25 protein-coding genes are annotated in these 23,110 nt (G+C 59.8%); 8 read left to right on the plus strand and 17 right to left on the minus strand.

The window, feature by feature from the left end; all coding sequences use genetic code 11:
• The first annotated feature begins 71 nt into the window (after positions 1–71).
• Both HDE75_RS04280 and HDE75_RS04285 read left to right on the plus strand, forming a co-directional pair.
• The gene (locus HDE75_RS04280) at positions 72–2,108 is read left to right on the plus strand and encodes an Ig-like domain-containing domain (protein WP_183676070.1); all 2,037 of its coding nucleotides are present in this window, start codon (positions 72–74) and stop codon (positions 2,106–2,108) included.
• Between the two features lie 168 nt (positions 2,109–2,276).
• Positions 2,277–4,355 carry an Ig-like domain-containing domain gene (locus tag HDE75_RS04285; RefSeq protein ID WP_183676069.1) on the plus strand — a complete coding sequence of 693 codons (2,079 nt, stop codon included), beginning with the start codon at positions 2,277–2,279 and terminating at the stop codon, positions 4,353–4,355.
• Between the two features lie 39 nt (positions 4,356–4,394).
• Here HDE75_RS04285 and HDE75_RS04290 read toward each other — a convergent pair whose 3' ends face one another.
• The 10 genes from HDE75_RS04290 to HDE75_RS04335 form a co-directional block, all read right to left on the minus strand.
• Positions 4,395–5,939 (minus strand): 2-isopropylmalate synthase, encoded by a 1,545-nt coding sequence (locus HDE75_RS04290; RefSeq protein ID WP_183676068.1) that lies wholly within the window; start codon positions 5,937–5,939, stop codon positions 4,395–4,397.
• A 59-nt stretch (positions 5,940–5,998) separates the two neighbouring features.
• The gene (gene pssA, locus HDE75_RS04295; protein WP_183676067.1) at positions 5,999–6,844 is read right to left on the minus strand and encodes a CDP-diacylglycerol--serine O-phosphatidyltransferase; all 846 of its coding nucleotides are present in this window, start codon (positions 6,842–6,844) and stop codon (positions 5,999–6,001) included.
• A gap of 179 nt (positions 6,845–7,023) precedes the next feature.
• Positions 7,024–7,782: an SIMPL domain-containing protein gene (locus HDE75_RS04300; RefSeq protein ID WP_183676066.1), complete on the minus strand. Its 759-nt coding sequence runs from the start codon at positions 7,780–7,782 to the stop codon at positions 7,024–7,026.
• Between the two features lie 116 nt (positions 7,783–7,898).
• Positions 7,899–8,654, minus strand: coding sequence for an SIMPL domain-containing protein (locus HDE75_RS04305; RefSeq protein WP_183676065.1), 756 nt, complete (start codon positions 8,652–8,654; stop codon positions 7,899–7,901).
• Positions 8,655–8,855: 201 nt separating this feature from the next.
• Complete coding sequence (locus tag HDE75_RS04310; protein ID WP_311735091.1) at positions 8,856–10,052, minus strand: MFS transporter; 1,197 nt, start codon at positions 10,050–10,052, stop codon at positions 8,856–8,858.
• Positions 10,053–10,340: 288 nt separating this feature from the next.
• Positions 10,341–10,751, minus strand: coding sequence for a hypothetical protein (locus HDE75_RS04315; RefSeq protein WP_183676063.1), 411 nt, complete (start codon positions 10,749–10,751; stop codon positions 10,341–10,343).
• On the minus strand, positions 10,744–11,139 hold the full coding sequence (locus tag HDE75_RS04320) for a hypothetical protein (RefSeq protein WP_183676062.1): 396 nt from the start codon (positions 11,137–11,139) through the stop codon (positions 10,744–10,746). Before HDE75_RS04320 ends, HDE75_RS04315 begins: the two co-directional genes overlap by 8 nt.
• A 162-nt stretch (positions 11,140–11,301) precedes the next feature.
• On the minus strand, positions 11,302–12,318 hold the full coding sequence (gene ilvC, locus HDE75_RS04325; RefSeq protein ID WP_183676061.1) for a ketol-acid reductoisomerase: 1,017 nt from the start codon (positions 12,316–12,318) through the stop codon (positions 11,302–11,304).
• Between the two features lie 62 nt (positions 12,319–12,380).
• Complete coding sequence (ilvN, locus tag HDE75_RS04330) at positions 12,381–12,872, minus strand: acetolactate synthase small subunit (RefSeq protein ID WP_010399754.1); 492 nt, start codon at positions 12,870–12,872, stop codon at positions 12,381–12,383.
• Positions 12,873–12,874: 2 nt separating this feature from the next.
• The gene (locus tag HDE75_RS04335; RefSeq protein ID WP_183676060.1) at positions 12,875–14,602 is read right to left on the minus strand and encodes an acetolactate synthase 3 catalytic subunit; all 1,728 of its coding nucleotides are present in this window, start codon (positions 14,600–14,602) and stop codon (positions 12,875–12,877) included.
• A 498-nt stretch (positions 14,603–15,100) separates the two neighbouring features.
• On the opposite strand from HDE75_RS04335, the gene HDE75_RS04340 reads away from it, so the two are divergent.
• The 6 genes from HDE75_RS04340 to HDE75_RS26920 all read left to right on the plus strand — a co-directional run bounded on the left by HDE75_RS04340 (position 15,101) and on the right by HDE75_RS26920 (position 17,860).
• Positions 15,101–15,670 (plus strand): RNA polymerase sigma factor, encoded by a 570-nt coding sequence (locus HDE75_RS04340; protein WP_183676059.1) that lies wholly within the window; start codon positions 15,101–15,103, stop codon positions 15,668–15,670.
• The gene (locus tag HDE75_RS04345; protein ID WP_183676058.1) at positions 15,667–16,071 is read left to right on the plus strand and encodes a DUF3619 family protein; all 405 of its coding nucleotides are present in this window, start codon (positions 15,667–15,669) and stop codon (positions 16,069–16,071) included. The genes HDE75_RS04340 and HDE75_RS04345 overlap by 4 nt, the downstream gene beginning before the upstream one ends.
• 2 nt (positions 16,072–16,073) lie before the next feature.
• Complete coding sequence (locus HDE75_RS04350; protein ID WP_183676057.1) at positions 16,074–16,844, plus strand: DUF3106 domain-containing protein; 771 nt, start codon at positions 16,074–16,076, stop codon at positions 16,842–16,844.
• A complete protein-coding gene (locus HDE75_RS04355) occupies positions 16,834–17,370 on the plus strand; it encodes an RDD family protein (protein ID WP_183676056.1) in 537 nt (178 codons plus the stop codon). Before HDE75_RS04350 ends, HDE75_RS04355 begins: the two co-directional genes overlap by 11 nt.
• A gap of 71 nt (positions 17,371–17,441) precedes the next feature.
• The gene (locus tag HDE75_RS04360) at positions 17,442–17,729 is read left to right on the plus strand and encodes a group III truncated hemoglobin (protein WP_311735065.1); all 288 of its coding nucleotides are present in this window, start codon (positions 17,442–17,444) and stop codon (positions 17,727–17,729) included.
• Positions 17,711–17,860 (plus strand): globin family protein, encoded by a 150-nt coding sequence (locus HDE75_RS26920; protein WP_311735066.1) that lies wholly within the window; start codon positions 17,711–17,713, stop codon positions 17,858–17,860. Before HDE75_RS04360 ends, HDE75_RS26920 begins: the two co-directional genes overlap by 19 nt.
• Here HDE75_RS26920 and HDE75_RS04365 read toward each other — a convergent pair.
• The 7 genes from HDE75_RS04365 to iscA form a co-directional block, all read right to left on the minus strand.
• Positions 17,857–18,615 (minus strand): rRNA pseudouridine synthase, encoded by a 759-nt coding sequence (locus HDE75_RS04365; protein WP_183676055.1) that lies wholly within the window; start codon positions 18,613–18,615, stop codon positions 17,857–17,859. The genes HDE75_RS26920 and HDE75_RS04365 overlap by 4 nt on opposite strands.
• Positions 18,616–18,695: 80 nt before the next feature.
• A complete protein-coding gene (locus HDE75_RS04370) occupies positions 18,696–19,613 on the minus strand; it encodes a class I SAM-dependent methyltransferase (protein WP_409254901.1) in 918 nt (305 codons plus the stop codon).
• On the minus strand, positions 19,600–19,794 hold the full coding sequence (iscX, locus tag HDE75_RS04375; protein ID WP_183676054.1) for a Fe-S cluster assembly protein IscX: 195 nt from the start codon (positions 19,792–19,794) through the stop codon (positions 19,600–19,602). The genes HDE75_RS04370 and iscX overlap by 14 nt, the downstream gene beginning before the upstream one ends.
• 13 nt (positions 19,795–19,807) lie before the next feature.
• On the minus strand, positions 19,808–20,149 hold the full coding sequence (gene fdx, locus HDE75_RS04380) for an ISC system 2Fe-2S type ferredoxin (RefSeq protein ID WP_183676053.1): 342 nt from the start codon (positions 20,147–20,149) through the stop codon (positions 19,808–19,810).
• A gap of 69 nt (positions 20,150–20,218) precedes the next feature.
• A complete protein-coding gene (gene hscA, locus HDE75_RS04385) occupies positions 20,219–22,099 on the minus strand; it encodes a Fe-S protein assembly chaperone HscA (RefSeq protein WP_183676052.1) in 1,881 nt (626 codons plus the stop codon).
• Positions 22,100–22,204: 105 nt separating this feature from the next.
• Positions 22,205–22,720, minus strand: coding sequence for a Fe-S protein assembly co-chaperone HscB (gene hscB / locus HDE75_RS04390; protein WP_183676051.1), 516 nt, complete (start codon positions 22,718–22,720; stop codon positions 22,205–22,207).
• A gap of 67 nt (positions 22,721–22,787) precedes the next feature.
• Positions 22,788–23,108, minus strand: a complete 321-nt coding sequence (iscA, locus tag HDE75_RS04395) for an iron-sulfur cluster assembly protein IscA (RefSeq protein WP_183676050.1) — start codon at positions 23,106–23,108, stop codon at positions 22,788–22,790.
• Between the last annotated feature and the right edge of the window lie 2 nt (positions 23,109–23,110).

The following is a 23,110-nucleotide window of genomic DNA, read 5'->3' on the forward strand; positions in this document are numbered from 1 at the left end:
TGTAAAGTCTGGCAATTAAAAAAATGACCATGTTCGTATCGGTCGCATAATCAATTGCCCCAAGGACCCTGATGCCGCATTTTCCGGAAATAGCCACCCTGCACGGCCGTCTTGGCCGCCACCTGCTTCCCATCTCAGCTGTACTGATGCTGGCCGCCTGCGGTGGCGGCGGTGGTGGCGCGGCCACGCCGCCCACCGCGCCAACGCCACCCACAAGCAGCGCCGACACGCCATTGCTGTTAAATGCCAGCAATGCCGCCATCGCACCGGTACTGGCATTCGGCACCGGCGCCACTGCGCTGGCCGCAACGCAAATGGCCATCGACTGGGCAGGACAATTTAACAGCAGTGCCACCCAGTCCAGACGCTGCAGCGGCGGCGGCACGCAAAGCGCCACATTCAGCGACGCCGATGGCAATGGCAGGGTCAGCGCCGGCGACAGGCTGAGCGTGACCTACGCCGGCTGCTACTCCAAAGAACTCGAAGGCGTTGTCGACGGCACCATGAGCGTGACGTTTACGGTTCCCAGCGGCGATCAGCAACTGGCGGGCAGCATCAGTTTTGCACCCGGCTTTGGCGACCATACCAGCATTCCTCACGAAGAGCTCACCGGCAGCCTGCGCTTTGACCATACCAGCGGCGCCGTGTCGAAACTGCTGCGCGTCCATTCCGACACGCAGCCGTTCATCATGGTCTTTTCCGATGCCAGCACCATCAAGAAAGAAACCGTCACGGCGCTGGACCTGCAGCATGAGCTGCGCATCGATACCGCACGCGCCACCACCAGCATGCGCTATCGCCTGGCCAGCGAGCTGCTCGGTGGCAGCCTTGAGGTAAGCACCGCCACGCCATGGCGCTCCTGGTTCGACACCTTGCCCGACGCGGGAGAATTGCTACTGACGGGAGCAGGCAACGGCAAGGCCAGCTTGCGCGTGCATCCGCAACCCGGATTTGGCCAGTTCAACCTCCTGCTCGGCGACACCGTCCTCACCAGCACGCCTGCCTCTGGCACCGGCTACCTGTGGAGCAGCGGCGCCTGGCTGGCGCAGAATGCCAGCCTCGACCGATATGACATCAAGTTGGATCAGTCCAGCGGATTCAAGCTGCTGATCGCACCGGACATGTCCAGGATGGCGCCAGGCGGCGCGCTGACATGGATCTACACGCGCACGCTCGATACGCCGCGTTTGCACAATGCGCTATTCAGGGGCCATGGAGGCGCTGCGGATATTGCCGCCACCGTCAGTACCAACGGCGCCATGCTGACAGTCAAGCCAGTCACTCAGCTGCTTGCCGGCGCGACCTATCAGCTCACTTCCGACAATCGCGAAGCTGACCCCATACGCGATACGGCCGGCAACGCCCTGAGGGAGCCTTTCGGCATCGTGAATGTGACGCAAAGCATCAACGCCAACATCACTACCCGGGGCGCGCCAGCCCTGCTGCTGGGTGCAAGCGCGACATTGACACTCGACGCAGGCAATTCCTCTGCCGACGGCAAGCCGGTCAGCGCTACGCGCTGGAAGCAGTTATCAGGCCCGGCATTGTTCATGGACAAGCCGGATACAGCACGCGTCACACTAAGCAGCGCCGCACCGGGCAAGGGCGTGGCCGTCATCGAGCTGGAGACAGGCAACGCCGCCGGCGAAGTGGACCGCCAGCAAATCAGCATCGACGTCTTGACCGACAGTTCGCCCACGCTGGTCTACAGCTATCGCAACAGCAAGGGGGAGTTACTGATCGACAGCAATGCCAGCACCTCCGAGCCCAGTTACGTCCGCTACCTTCCTGACACCAATACGCTCGACATCCGCTCGACCAAAGCACACCTGCGGTTCCTGGTAGGCTTGCCTGCCAACCAGCGCTGGCAAGCAGGTACCTCGCTGACCTATGGCGACGACAACCCTGACGGCGTTCAGGGCAGGCTGCTCGGCTATTACATCCTGCATGAATGCTTCAAAGAAAAAGGTAGCTTCACGGTACTCGACTTCACACTCGATGCGGCCGGCCAGCCGTCCAGGATCGCAATCGATATCGAAGATGAATGCGCAGGCGTGCGGTCGCCAGTATCGATACGCTACAACAGTGACTTGCCAGTACGGCCCTGAAGCGCTGCTGATTTTTTCAACAAAGATGCTGCAGGGCAACATTTACGGTGCTAGAATGCGATAGTTTCCACATGGAAATATTGTGTAAAGTCTACAAGCAAGAACTGGCCCATCTATAGCAATCAACTAGAAAGAGGCCACACAAATCAACCGTACCGAAAGAAAAAGATGCCGCAAGCACCGAGCCACTCCAGCCGCTTTGTTCGTCCCGCCCTGCCCCTTTCCCTGATACTGACCGCCGTACTCACCGCCTGTGGCGGTGGTGGCGGTGGCGCCAGCGACCCTGCATTTCCTGGCACGCCGCCGCCCACCACGGTGCCGCCTATCACCACACCCGTACCGCCAGCCTCGAATGCCACTACCCCGCTGCTGCTAACTAGCAACAACGCCCTGTCGGCGCCGCCGCAGGCGTTTGGCTATGGCGTCGTTGCGCTGGGCATGGCGCAAACCGTGGCCGACTGGAGCGCCGGCTTCAGCGATAGCGCCACCCTGCCCAAGGCTTGTAGCAACGGCGGCAGCCAGAGCGCCACGTTCAGCGATGCCGATGGCAGCCACAACGTCAGCGCGGGCGACAAGCTGAGCGTGACGTATGTCAACTGCTACCTGAAGGAAGTCGACGTCGTACTGGACGGCACCATCAACGTGACGTACACCACCCCGGCTAGCGGCCAGCAATTGAGCGGCAGCATCAGCTTTGCGCCAGGCTTTGCCGAAAGCAGCGGCGGCGCGCGGCAGAACCTGGACGGCAATGTGCGCTTTGACTACACGGCGGGCGACCTATCCAAGCTGCTGCACATCTATTCCGACGCGCAGCCGCTGGTCGTCTCGGTGACCGACAGCGTCAGCAAGGCGACCAGGAGCGACACGATCAGTGCGCTGGATGCACAACATGAATTGCGCATCGACACCGCGCGCGCCACCACCAGCCTGCGCTACCACCTGGCCAGCGAACTGCTGGGCGGCAGCCTGGACATCACCACCACCACGCCGTGGACCTCCTGGTTCGACACCCTGCCTGACGCGGGCGAATTGCTGCTGGCGGGCGCCAGCGATAGCAAGGCCAGCCTGCGCGTACGCCCCGTCGCCGACAGCAGCGAGCTCGACGTGATGCTGGGCGCCACTCCCTTGACCAGCATTCCGGCATCGGCTGCCAGCTATCTGTGGAGCAGCGGCGCCTGGTTGCCGCAAAATGCGGGCCTGGCCAAATACGATATCAAGCCGGCCACGCAAAGCGGCTTGTCGCTGCTGATTGCGCCCGACTTGACGAATGTTGCGCCGGCTACCGGCAGCCTGTCGTGGGTCTACTCACGCCCCCTGCAAGTTTTACCGGTGGGTAATGTGTTTTTCCGGCCGCAAGATGGCAGCTTCGGCACGATCGCAGCCAATGTCAGCTACAAGGGCGCCATCCTGATCGTGCGTCCTGTCACCCAGTTCGTGCCAGGCGTCAATTATCAACTGAGCTTTGACGATAGCGCCACCTTCCCGCTGCGCGATGCAGCAGGCAATTCCATCAGCTCGCCTTCCGGCCTGGTGCAAGTCAAGCAAAGCATCCGCGCCGTGATCGGCACCAACAATGCCGCGCCGCTGCTGCTGGGATCCGGCGCCAGCCTGATCCTCGATGCGAGCGCCTCATCGGCCAATGGCCAGCCTGTCAGCAGCATCCGCTGGCGCCAGGTCTCCGGCCCCACCTTGACGATCGACGATCCCAAGGCGGCGCGCATCACGGTAACGGGGCCAGCCAGCAGCAAGGGCGTGTCTACCATTGAGTTGCAGGTGACCAACGCCGCCGGTGAAACGGATACGCAGCAACTGGCGATCCAGGTGCTGACCGATTTCTCGCAAGCGCTGCTGTACACCTACCGCATCGGTACCGGTCCTTTGATCATTGAAAGCGACGCCAGCGCCACGGAATTCTCCTACGCGCGCTACTATTCGGACAACACGACCGAAATCATGTCCAGCCGCGAGCGCAACTTTCTCATTACCCTGCCGGCCAACCAGACCTGGCAAGCGGGTCTGACGGCAAGCTACGGCCCCGGCAACACCAGCGGCGTAACTGGCTATGGCTGGGTAGGCGACGATGATTGCAAGGGCAAGAGCACGGGCACCTTCATCGTGCGCGAATATGTGTTCGACAGCAGCACGGGCAGCCCAAGCAGCATCGCCATCGATGTGGATGACAACTGCGCCGGCGTGACCACGCAGGCGTCGATACGCTACCGTAGTAAAGTACCTGTGCGTCCATAAGCAATGCCTGCCGCAGCCACGCGCTGCCGCAGGACTTTTTCAAGGCTGAGGGTCGATACGTTCATCTTTCGCATGCAGCTTGTTGAGCGCCGCCAGATAAGCCTTGGCGGCGGCGACGATAATGTCGGCGTCCACCCCCACGCCATTGACGATGCGCCCGTCGCGCGACAGCCGCATCGTCACTTCCCCCTGCGACTGCGTGCCTGTGCTGATGGCATTGACGGAAAACAGCACCAGTTCGGCGCCACTGGCGGCCGCGCTTTCAATCGCATTGACGGTCGCATCGACCGGGCCATCACCCTGCCCCTCACAGCTGCGCTGCTCGGCGCCAAGCAGGAATACCACCGTGGCATGTGGCACCGCGCCCGTGGCTGATTGCTGCGTCAGTGAAATAAAACGGTAGTACTCACTGTCTTGCGCCTGCTCTTCTGCGCTGACGAGGGCCAGGATGTCTTCATCAAAAATCTCTGCCTTGCGGTCGGCCAGTTCCTTGAAGCGCCCGAACGCGGCGTTCACCTCCGCCTCGGACTCCAAAGAAATACCCAGTTCCTGCAAGCGCTGCTTGAAAGCATTGCGGCCCGACAGTTTGCCCAGCACGATCTTGTTGGCGGTCCAGCCCACGTCTTCGGCGCGCATGATTTCATAGGTTTCGCGGGCCTTTAAAATGCCATCCTGGTGGATGCCGGACGCGTGCGCAAACGCATTCGCGCCCACCACAGCCTTGTTCGGCTGCACGGCAAAGCCCGTGATTTGCGAGACCATTTTCGAGGCCGCCACGATCTGCGTGGTGTCGATGCCCACCGTCAAGTTGTAATAGGCGGCGCGCGTGCGTAGCGCCATCACCACCTCTTCCAGCGCCGTGTTGCCGGCCCGCTCGCCCAGGCCATTGATGGTGCACTCGATCTGGCGCGCGCCGCCTATCATGGCGCCGGCCAGGGAATTGGCCACCGCCAGGCCCAGGTCATTATGGCAATGCACCGACCAGATGGCCTTGTCGGCATTCGGGATGCGCTCGCGCAAGCGCTTGATGGTATTGCCAAACACTTCGGGTACGGCATAACCGACCGTATCGGGGAAATTGATGGTGGTGGCGCCCGCAGTGATGACTGCTTCCAGCACGCGGCACAGAAAATCTTCATCGGAGCGGCTGCCGTCTTCGGGGCTGAATTCGATGTCGTCCGTAAACTGGCGTGCATAACGTACGGCGTTTTGCGCCTGCAACAGCACTTGCTCGGGTGTCATGCGCAGCTTCATCTGCATGTGCAGCGGCGAGGTGGCGATAAAGGTGTGGATGCGCTTGCGCTCGGCGGGGGCCAGCGCTTCGGCGGCGCGGGCGATGTCGCGGTCATTGGCGCGCGACAACGAACAGATGGTGGACTCGCGCACGGCGCCGGCGATTGCCCGTATTGCCTCGAAGTCGCCTGGCGAAGCGGCTGCGAAGCCCGCCTCGATCACATCGACCTTCATGCGTTCGAGCTGGCGGGCGATGCGCAGCTTTTCTTCGCGGGTCATGGACGCGCCGGGCGATTGCTCGCCGTCGCGCAAGGTGGTGTCGAAGATGATGAGTCGGTTATTTGCATTCATGGCTGCTCCTGACTGAAGACTGGCTATGCTACCGACCCACCTTATCTGACTACTTCATCTTAATGGTCGGTCTGGATAATGCTAACGGGTTTGCCTTTGGCCATGCGCCAGAAAAACACGGCGTAGCCGGACAAGCCATACGTTACAAAGATGGGGAACAATACTTTCGGCGGATCGATCGAAATCAGCGCAAAGAACAGCGCCAGCAAAAAGACTACGATGAAGGGCACGGATTTGCGGAAGTTCACATCCTTGAAGCTGTAGAACGGTACGTTGGTGACCATCGTCAAGCCGGCGAACAGGGCAATCACCCACGACACCCAGGCCAGCTGGTTGCCCGACACTTGCAGGTCGTTCATCAGCAGGATAAAGCCGGCGATCATGGCCGCCGCCGCCGGGCTGGGCAAGCCCTGGAAGAAGCGCTTGTCGACCACTGCGATATTCGTGTTGAAGCGGGCCAGGCGCAAGGCGGCGCCGGCGCAGTACACGAAGGCGGCCAGCCAGCCCAGCTTGCCCATGCCGCGCAGCGACCATTCATAGATCACCAGCGCCGGTGCCGCGCCAAACGACACCATATCGGACAGGCTGTCGTACTGCGCGCCGAATTCGCTCTGGGTATTGGTCAGGCGGGCGATGCGGCCATCGAGGCCATCGAGGATCATGGCGATGAAGATGGCCCAGGCCGCGTGTTCGAATTTCTGGTTCATGGCCATGACGATGGCGTAGAAACCGCAAAACAGGGCAGCCGTCGTGAATGCGTTGGGCAACAGATAGATTCCCCGGCGGCGCAAGGTTTTCTTGCCCACGCCATCGGCGACCGGCTGGCGCGCGAATTTGCTGAAGCGGGAAGCTTTGGAGACTGCGGGTGTGCCGTTCTTGCCTCTACGACGGGGGAAGTTTGCCATGTTGTTCCATTTCTTGTGTACTGCCAATTAAGCGATGCCGAATGGCTGGCAGTAGCTCCGCGCCACTGCCAGACTATGCTGCCATTATAGAGGAGCTGCCGCCAAAGAAAAGCACGGCGGCGTCAAGCTGACAACATTGCACGGATATTCAAGTGCTGAGTTCAGCACTTGAATATGCCTTACTTGAACTTTACCTTCGCTACCAGGCCCATATTGAGGGTCGTTTCGCCCGGCTCGAAGCTCGGTTCCGCTACTTGCTGGCCGCCATACGCCATCGCATCGGCGCTGACAGAACGCGCAGCCATCAGCGTGGGGCGCTGGGCAAAGTTGCCCGAACCTTCGAAATCGATGGTATCGATCACGGCATCGTTCAGGTTGCGGCCCATGGCGGCGGCAATCGCAGCCACCCGCTGGTTCAGGTTTTGATACGCGGCGGCGATGCGCTGGTCATCGAGCTTGCGCACGGTGGCTGGCGCCAGGCCAAAGTTCAGCCGGTTCAGGGTCAGCACGGATTGCGCGGCCGAAACGGTTTTTGGCAAGGCCGCCAGATTGGTGGTCGTTACCTGCAGATACTGGCCCACGCGCCAGCCGGTCGGCACACGCGGCTTGGCAACGCTGCCGGCTGGCAATGGCGCCACTTCCGGGTAGACGGCATAGGTGTAATAGCCCTGGGTCTTCAGCACGGCTTGCGGGTCGGCCTGCTTGACGATGGCCACGCCCTGGTTCATTTTCTGGTTCACGCGCGAGGCGGCGGCGGCCTTGTCCTTGTCCTGCTCTTCGATGGCCAGGGTCACGGTCACCTGGTCATTCGCATGCACCACCTCACCATTCGCGGGCACGACGACCAGGGCGCCGGCAGTCGGCAGGCTCTGCGCCTGGGCGGACAGGGCCACGGTGGCAAGGGCGGCCGCAGCCAGCATCGTTTTCATGACGGTCATCTATTTCTCCTCGGATTTCTACCACATGGACGCGCATGGGGTGATGATGGCTACCCCATGGCTTTATCGAAATACTACAGCGCGGCCGCAAGGTGCGGCGCGCGGGCTTACATGAATTACTTGAATTTGACCTTGCCAACCACGCGCATGTCCAGGGTGGTTTCGCCTGGCTCGAAGCTAGGTTCGGCAACGGCGCTGTCATCCGCCATCTTGGCGCTGCGCATCATCATCGGTGCGGCAGCTGGACGGCTTTCATTGGCGTAACTGCCCGAACCTTCAAAATCGACTGTATCGAGCACGGCATCGGACACATTGCGGCCCATGGCGCGCGCGATCGAAGCGATGCGCTCGTTCAGATTTTTATAGGTGGCAGCGATACGCTGATCGTCGAGCAGACGGATAGTTTCCGGCTTCAGGCCGAAATTCAAGCCGTTCAGGGTCAGCACGCCTTGTGCGGCCGACACGGTTTTCGGCAGATTAGTCAAATTACTGGTCGTCACTTCCAGATACTGGCCCACGCGCCATGCGGTCGGCACGCGCGGCTTGGCGACAGCGCCGGCTGGCAGCGGACGCTCTTCCGGATACACAGGGTAGGTGTAATAGCCATACGATTTCAGTACGGCTTGCGGATCAGCCTGCTTGACGATGGCCAGACCCTTGTTCATCTTCTGGTTGACGCGCGAAGCGGCAGCGGCCTTGTCCTTGTCCTGCTCTTCGATGGCCAGGGTAGCGACCACCTGGTCATTGGCGTGCTTGACTTCGCCGTAGGCAGGAACCACCACCAGGGTGCCAGTCGTCGGCAGGGTTTGCGCTTGCGCGCTCAGGGCAACGGTGGCAGCGGCGGCGACAAGGACGGATTTCATGACGGTCATAGGGGTGCTCCTCGGTAATGGATAGTGATGACAGGGGCAAAGATAGAGTATTAACTCTCAGCGCTTGCCCGATAAATCTTGTCAAAGTGTGTAGATTCTACCGCCCTAACCATTCCCGTGGCGCAAATTAACAAATCGTCACAAACTGCCCTCTGCCGTCACATTTTCTCACATTTGATAACAGTGTTATTTTAAATAACATCAGTGTCCGGCGACCACACCCCCTGTTCGGCGGCCCGGCTTGAAGCTGTGAGCGCGGGCGCGCCAGGCGACACCCAGCGCCACTAACAGCAAGCCCAGCATGGCCCACGGGAACGCGGCCGCGCCGTAGCCGTCGAGCAGCATGCCGCCAGCCAGGCCACCGCCCGCAATCGCCACGTTCCAGATGGTTGCCACCATCGCTTGCGCCACATCCATGCCATCGCCGGCCGCATCGGCCGATGCCGTTTGCAACAAGGTGCCTGCTCCGCCAAAAGTCATGCCCCAGACCACCATGCTGATATAGATCACGGCGGGAGAATCCATGGCGAGGCCCAGCGCCACCACCACCAGCGCGAAGGCGGCGATGCTGCCCAGCACCATCTTGCGCAGCCAGCGGTCGATCAGCTGGCTGACCAGCCAGATGCCCGCCAGCGAGCCCATGCCATACACCAGCAGCACCAGGTCGACCCGGCTGCGCAAGCCGGACGGCGCCAGGAACGGCGCGATATAGGTGTACAGGATATTGTGCGCCAGCATCCAGGCCACAATCACGCACAGGATGGGACGCACGCCCGGCGTCATGAAGACTTGCCGTATGCTCAGGCGCTCGCCATCTTTTTGCCCCGGATAATCAGGCACGGCCAGCAGCACCCAGGCAATCAGCACCACCGCCAGGCCCGACATGATGCCAAAGATGCTGCGCCAGCCCAGCACGCCCCCCATCAAGGTGCCCAGCGGCACGCCGAGCGACAAGGCCAGGGGCGTGCCTATCATGGCGATCGCCATCGCCCTGCCCTGCTGTTCCACCGGCACCATGCGCCGCGCATAACCGGCCATCAAGCCCCAGGCCAGCCCTGCGGCCATACCGGCCAGGAAACGCGAGACCAGGGTCACGATGTAATGCGGCGACAGCGCCGTGATCGTATTGAAAACCAGAAAACCGCCCACGGCCAGCAACAGCACATGGCGCCGGCGCCAGCCGCTGGTCAGCGCCGTGAGCGGAATCGCCGTCAGGATCGAGCCGATGGCATACACGGTCACCAGTTGGCCCGTCATGACTTCGGAAATACCGAGGCCTTGCGCGATCTGCGGCAACAAGCCAGCCGGCAAGGTTTCCGTCAGGATGGCGATAAAACTGGTCATGGCCAATGCCAGCAAGCCAACCACGGGCAGGCGATTGGAATTGGAGTTGGAAATAGAAACAGGGGGAATAGAAACATCCGCAGCGCCCTGTCCAGGCACTGTGGCGGTAATACGGTCAGTCATAGGAGTCCTTCTGATTGCGCAGGCGACTAATCAACTAGCGCCTGGCGTGCTACGAAAGCGGTGATGCGCGTTGCGGTCGGCAGAAACCGAAACAGATGCAGAGTGATATGAAACTGCAAAGGAAGGGCGGAATTATATAGCAGGCAAGCGAGAAACGTGCACACAAGAAAAAGCCAGGCGCCATCAGGAACCTGGCTAGCGACGCTTATGTGCAGGAAATCAGGCCAGGCTGTCGACCGGTGCCTTGGCCGTCTTCAGCAAACCCCAGCCCAGGGCGGCCAAAGCCAGCATGACAGCGCCTCCCGTCCAGTAGCTGCTAAACATGGCCATGCTATCGGGCGGCATCAGCCTCAGGAATTCATCATTACCAAAGATGCATGCTATGGTCAACAGCATGAACGCGCTAATGGCCGCCGTCGATAACAGGACGATGCCCGTATCGCGCCGCCAGCGGGAAAATCCGCTCACGGCGAGTCCGGCCAGCATAGCGACGATTGCCAGCACCATGAAGATGGCCAGCACTAGCCATCCGCCATCGGAGGCGATATCTTTCACGAAGGCAAACATGCTGATCAGGTAAATGAATATCCCTGCAAAGAGCTTGAACACCACGCTGAAAAACTTACGCATCGTTGGCTGCTACGCGTGGGTTAAAGTAGGCATTGGTGTTCGGACGGAACAGGAAATACGCGATCACGGCAAACAATACGGCACCAGGAATCAGGGTGCTCTTCATGGGTGAGGTCGCCAGGCCGATGACCAGGCCGATCACGCTCCAGCCCACGTAGACCAGGCGTGCCCAGTTGTGCCCCTGGCGCATGGCAATACCCGCCACCAGACTCAGTGCCAGCCCGCCGTACATCATTCCATACTGCAATGCAATCGGCATCGGATTCTTGGCCATCAACTCCTGCACCAGTGGATTGCCATGGCTGTAGTAACCGGAGGCCAGCGACAGCACCGAGGTGACGATAATGAACCAGGAAATGATATTGACGGAGGTAGGACGGGTGCGCACGTGAGAGTTCCTAATGAATTTTCTAAATATAAATAATACACGTAGGAAATACTTTAGTGACATTATTTTTAGAGCAAGCTGCCCCTGCCAGCACGGCGCTATCCAGACGGACGAAAAAAAGCCGGCTAAAGCCGGCTTTCTCTTGCGAACAACTACAACTGCTTAGTTCTTCGACTGATCAACCATCTTGTTCTTGGCGATCCAAGGCATCATGGCGCGCAGTTTGGCGCCCACTTCTTCGATCTGGTGCTCGGCCGTCAGGCGGCGGCGCGAGATCAGGGTCGGCGCGCCTGCCTTGTTTTCCAGAATGAAGCTCTTTGCGTATTCGCCCGTTTGAATGTCTTTCAGGCATTGACGCATCGCATCCTTGGTAGCCGAGGTGACCACTTTCGGGCCCGTCACGTATTCGCCGTATTCGGCGTTGTTGGAGATCGAGTAATTCATGTTGGCGATGCCGCCTTCATAGATCAGGTCAACGATGAGCTTCAACTCGTGCAGGCACTCGAAGTACGCCATTTCTGGCGCGTAGCCGGCTTCGGTCAGGGTTTCGAAACCAGCCTTGATCAGTTCCACGGCGCCGCCGCACAGCACGGCCTGTTCGCCGAACAAGTCGGTTTCGGTTTCTTCGCGGAAGTTCGTTTCGATGATGCCGGCACGGCCGCCGCCATTGGCCGACGCGTAGGACAGGGCGATATCGCGGGCGATGCCCGATTTGTCCTGGTACACGGCGATCAGGTGGGGCACGCCGCCACCCTGGGTGTAGGTAGCGCGCACGGTGTGGCCTGGTGCTTTCGGCGCAACCATGATCACGTCCAGATCGGCGCGTGGCACGACCTGGCCGTAATGCACGTTAAAGCCGTGGGCGAAGGCCAGTACGGCGCCTTGCTTGGCGTGCGGGGCGATGTTTTCGTTGTAGACCTGGGCGATGTTTTCATCTGGCAGCAAGATCATGATGACGTCGGCCGCTTTCACGGCGTCATTGACTTCCGCTACTTTCAGGCCTGCTTGCTCAACCTTGTTCCACGATGCGCCACCCTTGCGCAGGCCGACGGTGACGTTGACGCCCGAATCGTTCAGGTTTTGCGCGTGCGCGTGGCCTTGCGAACCGTAGCCGATGATGGCCACGTTTTTACCCTTGATCAAGGAGAGGTCGGCGTCTTTGTCGTAAAAAACTTTCATGGTATTTCCTATCAATTTTGTGTGTACGTTGTATGGGGTGCTACTGCTGCAATGTAGGTGTCTTAGACTTTCAGGATGCGTTCGCCGCGGCCTATGCCCGAACCGCCCGTGCGGACAGTTTCCAGGATGGCGGCGCGGTCGATCGAATCGATGAAGGCGTCGAGTTTGACCTTGTTACCGGTCAGTTCAATCGTATACGTCTTTTCAGTCACATCGATGATGCGGCCACGGAAGATGTCGGCGGTGCGCTTCATTTCCTCGCGCTCCTTGCCCACGGCCCGGACCTTGATCAGCATCAACTCACGTTCGATATGCTGGCCCTCGGTCAAATCGACCACTTTCACCACCTCGATCAGGCGGTTCAAATGCTTGGTGATTTGCTCGATGATGTCATCGGAACCACTGGTGACGATCGTCATGCGCGACAGGGTCGAGTCTTCGGTCGGCGCCACCGTCAATGTTTCGATGTTGTAGCCGCGTGCCGAGAACAGGCCCACCACGCGCGACAGGGCGCCCGCTTCGTTTTCCAGCAAGACAGAAATAATATGGCGCATGATTACAAGTCCTCCGAACCGAGCATCATTTCGGACAGGCCTTTGCCGGCTTTCACCATGGGCCACACGTTTTCAGACTGGTCTGTAATAAAGTTCATGAACACCAGCCTGTCCTTCAAGCCGAACGCTTCTTTCAGGGCGCCATCGACGTCGCCCGGTTTCTCGATTTTCATGCCCACGTGGCCATACGCTTCGGCCAGTTTTTCAAAGTCGGGCAGCGAATCCATATAGGACTCGGAATAGCGCGAACCGTAATCGATCTCTTGCCACTGGCGCACCATGCCGAGGAAACGGTTGTTGAGCATGATGATCTTTGGCGTCAAGTGATACTGCTTGCAAGTCGCCAATTCCTGGATACACATCTGGATCGAGCCTTCGCCCGTGATGCAGGCTACCGTCGCGTCCGGATTGGCCATCTGCACGCCCATGGCGTACGGCAAGCCGACCCCCATAGTGCCCAGGCCGCCGGAATTGATCCAGCGGCGCGGCTTGTCGAAACGATAGTATTGCGCAGCCCACATCTGGTGCTGGCCCACGTCGGACGTAATAAATGCATCGCCCTTGGTGATCTGGAACACTTTTTCGACCACTGATTGCGGCTTGATGACCAGGTCCGAAGTCGGATATTTCAGGCAGTCGCGGCCGCGCCATTCAGCGATCTGTTTCCACCAGTTCGACAGCGCATTGACGTTGGGCTTGGCTTCCGCCGCATCGAGCTGCGCCAGGAATTCGATCAGCACATCCTTGACGTTGCCGACGATGGGAATATCGACTTTCACGCGCTTGGAAATTGACGATGGATCGATATCCACGTGAATGATCTTGCGCGGGTGCGAGGCAAAATGTTTCGGGTTGCCGATCACCCTGTCATCGAAACGGGCGCCGATGGCGATCAAGACGTCGCAGTTCTGCATCGCCATGTTCGCTTCATAGGTGCCGTGCATGCCGGGCATGCCGACAAACTGCTCGCTCGAAGCGCGGTAAGCGCCCAGGCCCATCAAAGTGTTGGTGCACGGGAAACCCAGGCGGTCGACCAGCTTGTTCAGTTCAGGGGCGGCATTGGCCAGTATCACGCCGCCGCCTGTGTAGATCATCGGCCGTTCGGCTTGCAGCAGCAATTGCACGGCCTTGCGGATCTGGCCTGAATGGCCCTTGTCGACCGGACGGTAAGAGCGCATCTCGACTTCCTTCGGATAGTCGAAATGGCATTTGTGCATGCTGATATCTTTCGGGATATCGACCAGCACGGGGCCGGGACGGCCCGTCTTGGCAATAAAGAAAGCTTTCTTGATCGTCGCCGCCAGGTCCTTGACGTCCTTCACGAGGAAGTTGTGCTTGACCACCGGGCGCGTGATGCCGACCGTATCGCATTCCTGGAAGGCATCCTGGCCAATCGCGTGGCTGGGCACCTGGCCGGAAATGACCACCATCGGGATCGAATCCATGTACGCGGTCGACAGCCCCGTGACGGCATTGGTCACGCCGGGGCCGGATGTCACGATGGCAACGCCAACCTTGTTCGAGCTGCGCGAATAGGCATCGGCAGCGTGCACGGCGGCCTGCTCGTGGCGTACCAGGATATGCTGGAATTTGTTTTGCTGAAAGATGGCGTCGTAGATGTAGAGTACGGCTCCGCCCGGATATCCAAAGACGTGCTCGACGCCCTCTTCAGCCAGACAACGCACGACAATTTCTGCGCCAGTAATCGGTATTGTTGCTTCGGTATTCATGAAACATTCCTTTCAAGGTCCATTGGAGATTGATCGGATGTTCTTTCCTGACGAAGTACGCCGTGCGCGACAGTGCTCCTGCTTCCCTTTTCATGCGGTCACGACATTTCTTTGGGCACCCATAGATACCTTACAAAACAACGCTTAACGCAACTCGTTTGGCCGGAGTTTCTGTGGCGCCTGTACGAACCTCTCGCGCTTGTGGCGCGGGTTAGAACAAACTGCCTACAAATGAAAGCGCGTCTGGCCGCTGCTGGCGTTGTGTGCCGGGTGCGACCTGACCATAGAGCTTTGGGGTGTTCAAAGCGTCCCATACGTTATCGCGTCGCACCATAACGGTCAAGGAAAATGTCATCAGCTTTTAATTTTTGCGCACTTCATATGGAAAAATCATGCGGAAACGCACATTTTTTGCTAGCATGCGCTCAGTTTATAAAAAGCATACCCGCCTTCCCTTCAGCCCACAGCACACGCAGCCGCTAGCTCGTCCCATACCGCATGGCAACAGACAAAGAATTATCCGACTTTCTAGAAAATGTCGAGCGGCGCGCTTTCAAGCAGGCCGCCTACGCGGTCCGCAAGGAAGAGTCAGCACTCGATATCGTGCAAGACGCCATGATCAAGCTGGCCGAAAAGTACGGCGACAAACCCGCCGCCGAACTGCCCATGCTGTTTCAGCGCATACTGCAGAACACCATCCTCGATTATTTCCGCCGCGAAAAGGTGCGCAACACCTGGGTCAGCCTGTTTTCAGGCATGAAACCGGCCGGGGACGAGCATGAAGATTTTGAATTACTTGATACTTACGAAGCAGAACAGGGGTCCAGCGCCGCAGAATCTTCGGCCGATCAGGTCGAACGCGCACAGATACTCGATTTGATCGATGCAGAGGTACAAAAACTGCCCGCGCGTCAACGCGAAGCGTTCCTCATGCGTTATTGGCAGGACATGGATGTGGCTGAAACAGCGGAAGCGATGGGTTGCTCCGAAGGCAGCGTGAAAACACATTGCTCAAGAGCTACGCACACGCTCGCCGAATCGCTGAAAGCCAAGGGAATAAAACTATGAATACCGACGATCTCAATTTCGCTTACAAAGTGCGCCACGCACTAAACGAAAAACTCGACGACCTGCCCGCATCGACCACCGATCGCCTGGCATTGGCACGCAAAGCGGCCTTATCGCGCAAGAAGGCGGACGCCCCCGTCAAGGTGTTGGCGCGCCAGAACGTGCTGGCCGGCATCGCCACCCATTTCTTTGCAGAACCGATGGCCTGGCTGACACGCATGAGCGTGATCATCCCGCTGCTGTTGCTGGTGGCTGGCTTGACGGGCATTTATCAGTTCGAACAGGAACAGCGCGTGGCTGAACTGGCTGAACTCGACGCCGCCGTGCTGTCGGACGAACTGCCCCTGTCCGCGTATATGGACCATGGCTTCAATGCCTACCTGACGAAACGCGAGCAATAAGCATGGCCGGTAACAGCGTACGCAAAGGCTTGCTGGCCGCCGGTATCGGCGTGGGCGCCTGCGCCCTGGCCGGTGTCGCCTGGTTCAGCAACCACTCTTCGGCACCGCCAGCGGCGCCGGTGGCCAACAGCACAGCGTCTGCGGCAGCTTCTGCCACGGCTTCTGCAAGCACCGGCAAGCCCGGCGTGCCACGCACGGCCGGCAAGGGCGGCACGGCGAAGTCCACCGACAATCCCCTGTGGGCCAATCTGTCGCATCCGCAACAGGAAGCGCTGGCGCCGCTGGCTGCTGAATGGAACAAGCTGTCGGCATTGCGCAAGCAGAAATGGCTGGACATCGCCAGCCGCTTTGCTTCCATGAAACCCGACGAGCAGGCGCGCGTACATGAACGCATGCGCGAGTGGATCAAACTTACTCCTGAGCAACGCCGCATGGTGCGTGAAAACTATGCACGCGCCAAACGCATCGATCCCGGTGAAAAAACCCTGCAATGGGAACAATACCAGCAGTTGCCGGAAGAACAAAAGAAAAAGCTGGCGGCCGAACCCGTGCCGAAAAAGCCTGCAAACAAATTGCTGCCAGCTCATCCTGGGGTGATCATGGCGCCTGCCGCGCCTATTATTAACGCGGTTGCTGCACCCATGCCAGTCAGCCCGGCTGCGGTACCAGCCTCAGCACCAGCGGCAGTGACGCCGCCGGCTGATCCGGCTGCAACCGCGCCCGTCGCGCCTCCCCCTGCTATGCCTACGCCATCGCCCACCAATGCCAAATAGCACACCAGCCGCCAGCAGCCACTCCATCCCCACGATCAAGCGCCGCCTGATTTCCATGGTGTATGAGTCGCTGCTGGCACTGGCCGTGCTGTTCCTGCCCTTCCTGCTGTTTGAACTGGCCGTGCAAGGCGCCCACACACCGTTGACCGAGCACATGCGCCAATGCCTGGCTTTCCTCGTCATGGGCGCCTATTTCATCCATCAATGGAGCCGCGAAGGCCAGACCCTGGCCATGAAGACCTGGCGTTTGAAAGTGGTGCTACCGGGCCATGCCCATGTGCCCTTGCGCATCGCCACCTACCGCTACATCCTGGCCTGGATGTGGCTGCTGCCCGCGCTGCTGGTGTCGTATGTGCTGGACTTGCAGCACTGGGCGGCCCTGTCGGCGCTGGGCGTAGGCATCCTGGCCTGGTCGGCTACGGCACTGTTCACGGGTAATGGCCAATTCTTGCACGACAAGATCCTGGGCACGCAGATCGTGCAACTGCCTGCGCCGGCCAAGAAAGCCAAAAAAGCGGCTGCCTGAGTAGAAGTTTTAGCAGGGCTTGATCTGCATCATTGAAGTACCGGGCAGACGTGGGCGATCATGACGTCACCATGCCTATCTCTCCCCTGCCCCATAGCGACCTCCACGAAACGCGGCTCGATGTCTGCACCGAAGACGAAGTCGTTCAACTGGTCCACACTTTTTATGCGGCTGCGCGCGACGACGCCATGCTGGGCCCCATCTTTGCCGCCGAGGTCAAGGATTGGGAAACCCATCTGGCGACCCTGGTCGATTTCTGGTCCGGCTTGCTGCGCGGCACCATGCGCTACCACGGCAAGCCGCTGGCGCAGCATGCGCGCATGGACAATCTCACGCCCGTTTGTTCCGCCGCTGGCTGACCCTGTTCTTTGCCACCACCGAGGGCATGGGCAACCTGGCGCTGCAGGAAAAAGCCGACGCCATCGCCCTGCGCATTGCCGAGCGACTATGGAAAAGCTTTGCCGAGCGGCATATGCAAGCGTCGCTTTAAAAGCGTTCGAAACCCAGCAGATAACGCCACTGGCCCACGGGCATGGCGCCCATCGGAATGCGGCCAATGCGCAAGCGCTTGATGGCCACCACGTCCAGGCCCACCATGCGGCACATATGGGCGATCTGGCCAGGCTGCACGTTTTTCAGGGCGAAGCGCAAGCGCGTTTCATTTTGCCAGCTGACCTTGATCGGTGGCAAAGGCTTGCCATTGAAAGGCAAGCCGTGATTGAGCAAGGCCAGGCCGTTGTCGGCAATCTTGCCCGCCACTTCCACGATAAATTCCTGCTCCACCGTTTTCGCTTCATCGACCAGCTTGCGGGCCACGCGGAAATCCTGCGTGAATACGACCAGGCCGGAACCGTTGGTTTCCAGCGGATTGGTGATCGTCAGACCGATCAGATGGCGCTTCAAAAAACGTTGCACGGCGCTGGCTGGCACGTTTTCAGGCACAAACAAGCTTTCCGGCAACAAGCAGGCCAGGGCAGGCTTGCCATCCTTGCCGATGCCCGCATTAAAACCGGCCGGTTTGTGCAGCAATATCGTCACCGGTGGCATTTCTTCCAGGGTGGCGTTGGGCAACAGCACCACTTCCTGTTTGTCGGACACGCGTGCGCCCGCCTCTTCGACCAGCTCACCATCAACCGTGACCCAGCCGCCCTCGATATACAGCTCGGCCTCGCGGCGCGAACAGGGCAAGTCTTCAGCCAGGCGCTTGGCCAGGCGAACGGTGGGCATTTCTATTGGATTGGTCATGGATGCGTAAACAGCAAGGGGAGGAGAAAGCCGGTATTGTAACCGACCCGCTCCTCCCCTCGTTTGCGATTAGCAAGGGCTTAGGCGTTTGCCTTGGCCAATTCCTCGGCAAAGAAACGGTGGCCCATTTCTTCCAGGCCCAAAGTCTGCAACACTTCCTGCAGGCGCTCGGTCGGACGCTGGCGCGGCAAGTTCTTGTAGCTGGCGATGATCAATTCATTCTTCATCGAATGCTCCCAGCCCACCAGTTCGGTCACGCTGACCTGGTAGCCATGGGCTTCCAGTTGCAAACAGCGCAGCACGTTGGTGATCTGGCTGCCAAACTCGCGCGTGTGCAGCGGGTGGCGCCACAGTTCCGTCAAGACACTCTTGCCCAGGCTCTTGCCCTTGTTCTTCTTCAGCACGGACGCCACTTCGGCCTGGCAGCACGGCACCAGCACCATGAATTTTGCCTTTTTCTTCAAGGCAAAATGGATGGCGTCATCGGTGGCAGTGTTGCACGCATGCAAGGCCGTGACGATATCGATCTGCTTGGGCAGCAAGTTCGATTCCGTCGATTCCGCCACGGACAGCGGCAGGAAAGACATGCCCGGGAAGTTGAATTTCTTCGCCAGCTCTTGCGAGCGCTGCACCAGCTCTTCGCGCGTCTCGATACCGTAGATGTGCGAGCCGTCGTTGCCGTTCTTGAAGAACAGGTCATACAGGATGAACCCAAGATAGGATTTACCTGCGCCATGGTCCACCAGGGAAACACCGGGGTGGTCCAGCTGCACTTCGCGCAGCAGCGGCTCGATGAACTGCGTCAAGTGGTATACCTGCTTGAGCTTGCGGCGGCTATCCTGGTTCATCTTGCCGTCGCGCGTCAGGATATGCAATTCCTGCAGCAAGGCGATCGACTGGCCATCCTTGATCTCGGGCATATTGCTGGCGGCCGTGATCACGTCTTTCGGTGCAGCGACCACGTTAGCGGCTGGCGCCGCCCCCTTAGCGCGCTTCATCGATCCACGCCATCTGGATTGCTTCCAGCACTTTTTCGCCGCCGCGCGTATGGTCGTCGTCGAAGCCGTCCAGGCTCACCACCCAGTTATGCAGGTCGGTGAAACGCACGCTCAACGGATCGATGTCCGGGTGCGTATCGTACAGGGCCTCGGCAATCGCCGTGATGTCGGACCATTTCATCGTCGTTGCCATATTAGTGGCTGCCTTCGCTGACCTGGTTGATCGTGTATTTCGGGATTTCAACGACGAGGTCTTCCTCGGCGACGATCGACTGGCAGGACAGGCGCGACACGGCTTCCAGGCCCCAGGCCTTGTCCAGCATGTCTTCTTCCAGTTCCGTCGCTTCGTTCAGCGAGGCGATGCCTTCGCGCACCAGCACGTGGCAAGTGGTGCAAGCGCACGATTTTTCGCAGGCGTGCTCGATGTCGATGTCGTTTTCCAGCAGGATGTCGCAGATGGACTTGCCGGCTGGCGCCTCGATCACGGCGCCGTCCGGGCACAGTTTGGCGTGAGGCAGGATAACGATTTGTGGCATGGTTTCTTCTTTCAGTCTGTCATTCGGAGCGCGCCGGCAAGCTATGCCGCGGCGCGCTGTTCTGTATTGTTAAACGACCTGGTCCAGCGATTTGCCCGTCAAGGCGGTGCGCACGCTGCGGTCCATGCGGCGCGAAGCGAAATCTTCGGTGCCGTCGGCCAGCGCCTCGATCACCCGCTTCAGAACCTGGTGATCGACGGCGCCGCTTTGCGAATCGACAATCGCCTGGCGCACCTGGGCCATCAAGCCATCGACAGCGGCGCGTTCGACCACGTCGAGCAAGGCGCCGTCTTCGTCCAGCGCAGACTGAGTCGCCAGCACGATGCGTTCCGCTTCCACCTGTTCTTCGCGCAGCGCGCGCGCCACCATGTCGACGTCAGCCGAGGTGTAGGAATCCTGCAGCATGCGCGCGATCTCGTCGTCTTCCAGGCCATAGGCCGGCTTGACGCTGATCGACGCTTCCACGCCCGAACGCAACTCACGCGCCGAGGCCGACAGCAAGCCATCTGCATCGACCTGGTACGTGATGCGGATGCGCGCGGCACCCGCCACCATCGGTGGAATGCCGCGCAGCTCAAAGCGCGCCAGGGAACGGCAATCGCTGACCAGTTCGCGCTCGCCCTGCAGCACGTGCACGGCCAGCGCCGTCTGGCCATCTTTGAAGGTCGTGAATTCCTGTGCTCTAGCGCAAGGAATCGTCGAATTGCGGGGAATGATTTTTTCCACCAGGCCGCCCATGGTTTCGATGCCCAGGGACAGCGGGATCACGTCCAGCAGCAGCCAGTCGTCGCCAGCCGCGCGGTTACCCGCCAGCAAGTTCGCCTGGATGGCCGCGCCCAGCGCCACCACTTTGTCCGGGTCGATATTCGCGTGCGGGGTGGTATGGAAATATTCGCTGACGGCGCGCTGCACGTGCGGCATGCGCGTGGCGCCACCCACCATCACCACGCCATCGACGTCATCCGCATCAACATTGGCGTCGCGCAAGGCTTTCTTGATGGCACTCATGGTTTTGACCACCAGGTGCGCCGTCATGGCGGCGAATTCTTCGGCCGTGATGCGCAAATGGATTTCTTCGCCCGAGGTGAGCTTGGCGTCGATCGTCGTTTCCGACTTGGTCGACAGCAATTCCTTGATTTCGCGTGCCTTGACCAGCAGGATGGCCGTATCTTCATCGGACAAGGGCGCCAGTTTGGCATGCTCGCTGATCCAGCAGAACAGCCTGCGGTCGAAATCGTCGCCGCCCAGGGCCGAGTCGCCACCGGTGGACAGCACTTCGAACACGCCCTTGCTCAGCTTCAAAATCGAGATGTCAAACGTGCCGCCGCCCAGGTCGTACACCGCGTACACGCCTTCGGACGCGTTATCGAGGCCGTAGGCGATGGCGGCGGCGGTCGGCTCGCTCAACAGGCGCAGCACGTTCAGGCCGGCCAGCTGGGCCGCATCCTTGGTGGCCTGGCGCTGGGCGTCGTCGAAATACGCCGGCACGGTAATCACGGCGCCGACCAGGTCATCGCCCAGCGAATCTTCCGCGCGCTGGCGCAGGGTGGCCAGGATTTGCGCCGATACTTCGACCGGGCTTTTGACGCCAGCCACGGTTTTGAGCTGCACCATGCCAGGCGTATCCTGGAAGTCATACGGCAGGTTTTCCGCGTAGGCGATGTCGGCCAGGCCACGTCCCATGAAACGCTTCACGGAAACGATGGTGTTCTTCGGGTCGGTGGTTTGCGCGGCCAGGGCCTTGTAGCCGATGTTGGCGTGGCCATTCGGCAAGTAACGCACGACGGAAGGCAGCAAGGCGCGGCCGTCTTCATCGTTGAGCACTTCGGGAATGCTGTTGCGGACGGTCGCGACCAAGGAATTGGTGGTGCCAAGATCGATGCCGACGGCCAGGCGGTGCTGGTGCGGCGCGGTCGACATGCCTGGTTCGGAGATTTGCAGAAGTGCCATTGTATTCGTGCCTCGATTAATTTTTTGCGTGATACTGCGCTTGGTACTGCGCCTGATGCCTTGAAACGGTAGCGCGCATTATAAGGCGCGGGTGAAACTCACGCTTCAGGCTTCGATGGCCTCAAAGGCGAAACGCACTTCTTCGCCGAACTTGTCGAGGAACATCAAGGCGCGCACGCTTTGCGCCGCGTTGACATAGTCTGCCGCGTCAAGCTGGGCGCCGACCTGGGCCAGCAGGGTCTTGCGTTCGCCGCGCAGCTGGCGGTCCAGTGCGTCGAGCGCCTCGGCATCCTTGCCGGCGCGCGCATCACCCAGTTCTTCGCGCCACTCCATCTGCTGCATCAAGAAGCTGACCGGCATGGCTGTGTTCGATTCCGTCTGCAAATCGACGCCATTAAGTTCGCACAGGTATTGCGCGCGCTTTTGCGGACTTTTCAGGGTTTGGTAGGCTTCATTGGCGCGCGTCGCCCATTGCATGGCCACGCGCTTTTCCGCACTGCTGGCGTTGATGAAGCGGTCGGGGTGTACCTTGCCCTGTACGTCGCGGTAGGCGGAGTCGAGTGCGCCCAGGTCCAGCGCGAATTGCGCCGGCAACTGGAATAATTCAAAGTGGTTTTGCATAATGGTCAGTGGTCGCTGTGCCTCAATCGATGAGTACAGCGGCACCGACCGGGGTCCTGCTTGCGTCTTAGATGCGGAAACTCTCGCCGCAGCCGCAGGCATCTTTTTCGTTTGGATTATGGAACTTGAAGCCTTCGTTCAAGCCTTCGCGCGCGAAATCGAGTTCCGTGCCGTCGATATACGGCAGGCTTTTCGGATCGACGAAAACTTTCACGCCGTGCGACTCGAAGACGCTGTCTTCTTCCGCCACTTCATCGACGTATTCCAGCTTGTAGGCCAGGCCCGAGCAGCCCGTGGTACGCACGCCAAAGCGCAGGCCCATGCCCTTGCCGCGACGTTCGATGTAACGGTTGATGTGCTTTGCCGCTTTTTCGGTCAGTGTAATCATGT

It is taken from the genome of Janthinobacterium silvisoli (assembly GCF_014200725.1).
GTDB lineage: Bacteria > Pseudomonadota > Gammaproteobacteria > Burkholderiales > Burkholderiaceae_D > Janthinobacterium.

Excerpts from the sequence above, each read along its gene's own strand:
- HDE75_RS04280 (WP_183676070.1), top strand. The coding sequence starts at position 72 with ATGCCGCATTTTCCGGAAATAGCCACCCTGCACGGCCGTCTTGGCCGC.
- HDE75_RS04285 (WP_183676069.1), top strand. The coding sequence starts at position 2,277 with ATGCCGCAAGCACCGAGCCACTCCAGCCGCTTTGTTCGTCCCGCCCTG.
- HDE75_RS04290 (WP_183676068.1), bottom strand. The coding sequence starts at position 5,939 with ATGAATGCAAATAACCGACTCATCATCTTCGACACCACCTTGCGCGAC.
- pssA (WP_183676067.1), bottom strand. The coding sequence starts at position 6,844 with ATGGCAAACTTCCCCCGTCGTAGAGGCAAGAACGGCACACCCGCAGTC.
- HDE75_RS04300 (WP_183676066.1), bottom strand. The coding sequence starts at position 7,782 with ATGACCGTCATGAAAACGATGCTGGCTGCGGCCGCCCTTGCCACCGTG.
- HDE75_RS04305 (WP_183676065.1), bottom strand. The coding sequence starts at position 8,654 with ATGACCGTCATGAAATCCGTCCTTGTCGCCGCCGCTGCCACCGTTGCC.
- HDE75_RS04315 (WP_183676063.1), bottom strand. The coding sequence starts at position 10,751 with ATGCGTAAGTTTTTCAGCGTGGTGTTCAAGCTCTTTGCAGGGATATTC.
- ilvC (WP_183676061.1), bottom strand. The coding sequence starts at position 12,318 with ATGAAAGTTTTTTACGACAAAGACGCCGACCTCTCCTTGATCAAGGGT.
- ilvN (WP_010399754.1), bottom strand. The coding sequence starts at position 12,872 with ATGCGCCATATTATTTCTGTCTTGCTGGAAAACGAAGCGGGCGCCCTG.
- HDE75_RS04335 (WP_183676060.1), bottom strand. The coding sequence starts at position 14,602 with ATGAATACCGAAGCAACAATACCGATTACTGGCGCAGAAATTGTCGTG.
- HDE75_RS04340 (WP_183676059.1), top strand. The coding sequence starts at position 15,101 with ATGGCAACAGACAAAGAATTATCCGACTTTCTAGAAAATGTCGAGCGG.
- HDE75_RS04345 (WP_183676058.1), top strand. The coding sequence starts at position 15,667 with ATGAATACCGACGATCTCAATTTCGCTTACAAAGTGCGCCACGCACTA.
- HDE75_RS04350 (WP_183676057.1), top strand. The coding sequence starts at position 16,074 with ATGGCCGGTAACAGCGTACGCAAAGGCTTGCTGGCCGCCGGTATCGGC.
- HDE75_RS04355 (WP_183676056.1), top strand. The coding sequence starts at position 16,834 with ATGCCAAATAGCACACCAGCCGCCAGCAGCCACTCCATCCCCACGATC.
- HDE75_RS04360 (WP_311735065.1), top strand. The coding sequence starts at position 17,442 with ATGCCTATCTCTCCCCTGCCCCATAGCGACCTCCACGAAACGCGGCTC.
- HDE75_RS04365 (WP_183676055.1), bottom strand. The coding sequence starts at position 18,615 with ATGACCAATCCAATAGAAATGCCCACCGTTCGCCTGGCCAAGCGCCTG.
- HDE75_RS04370 (WP_409254901.1), bottom strand. The coding sequence starts at position 19,613 with ATGAAGCGCGCTAAGGGGGCGGCGCCAGCCGCTAACGTGGTCGCTGCA.
- iscX (WP_183676054.1), bottom strand. The coding sequence starts at position 19,794 with ATGAAATGGTCCGACATCACGGCGATTGCCGAGGCCCTGTACGATACG.
- fdx (WP_183676053.1), bottom strand. The coding sequence starts at position 20,149 with ATGCCACAAATCGTTATCCTGCCTCACGCCAAACTGTGCCCGGACGGC.
- hscA (WP_183676052.1), bottom strand. The coding sequence starts at position 22,099 with ATGGCACTTCTGCAAATCTCCGAACCAGGCATGTCGACCGCGCCGCAC.
- hscB (WP_183676051.1), bottom strand. The coding sequence starts at position 22,720 with ATGCAAAACCACTTTGAATTATTCCAGTTGCCGGCGCAATTCGCGCTG.
- iscA (WP_183676050.1), bottom strand. The coding sequence starts at position 23,108 with ATGATTACACTGACCGAAAAAGCGGCAAAGCACATCAACCGTTACATC.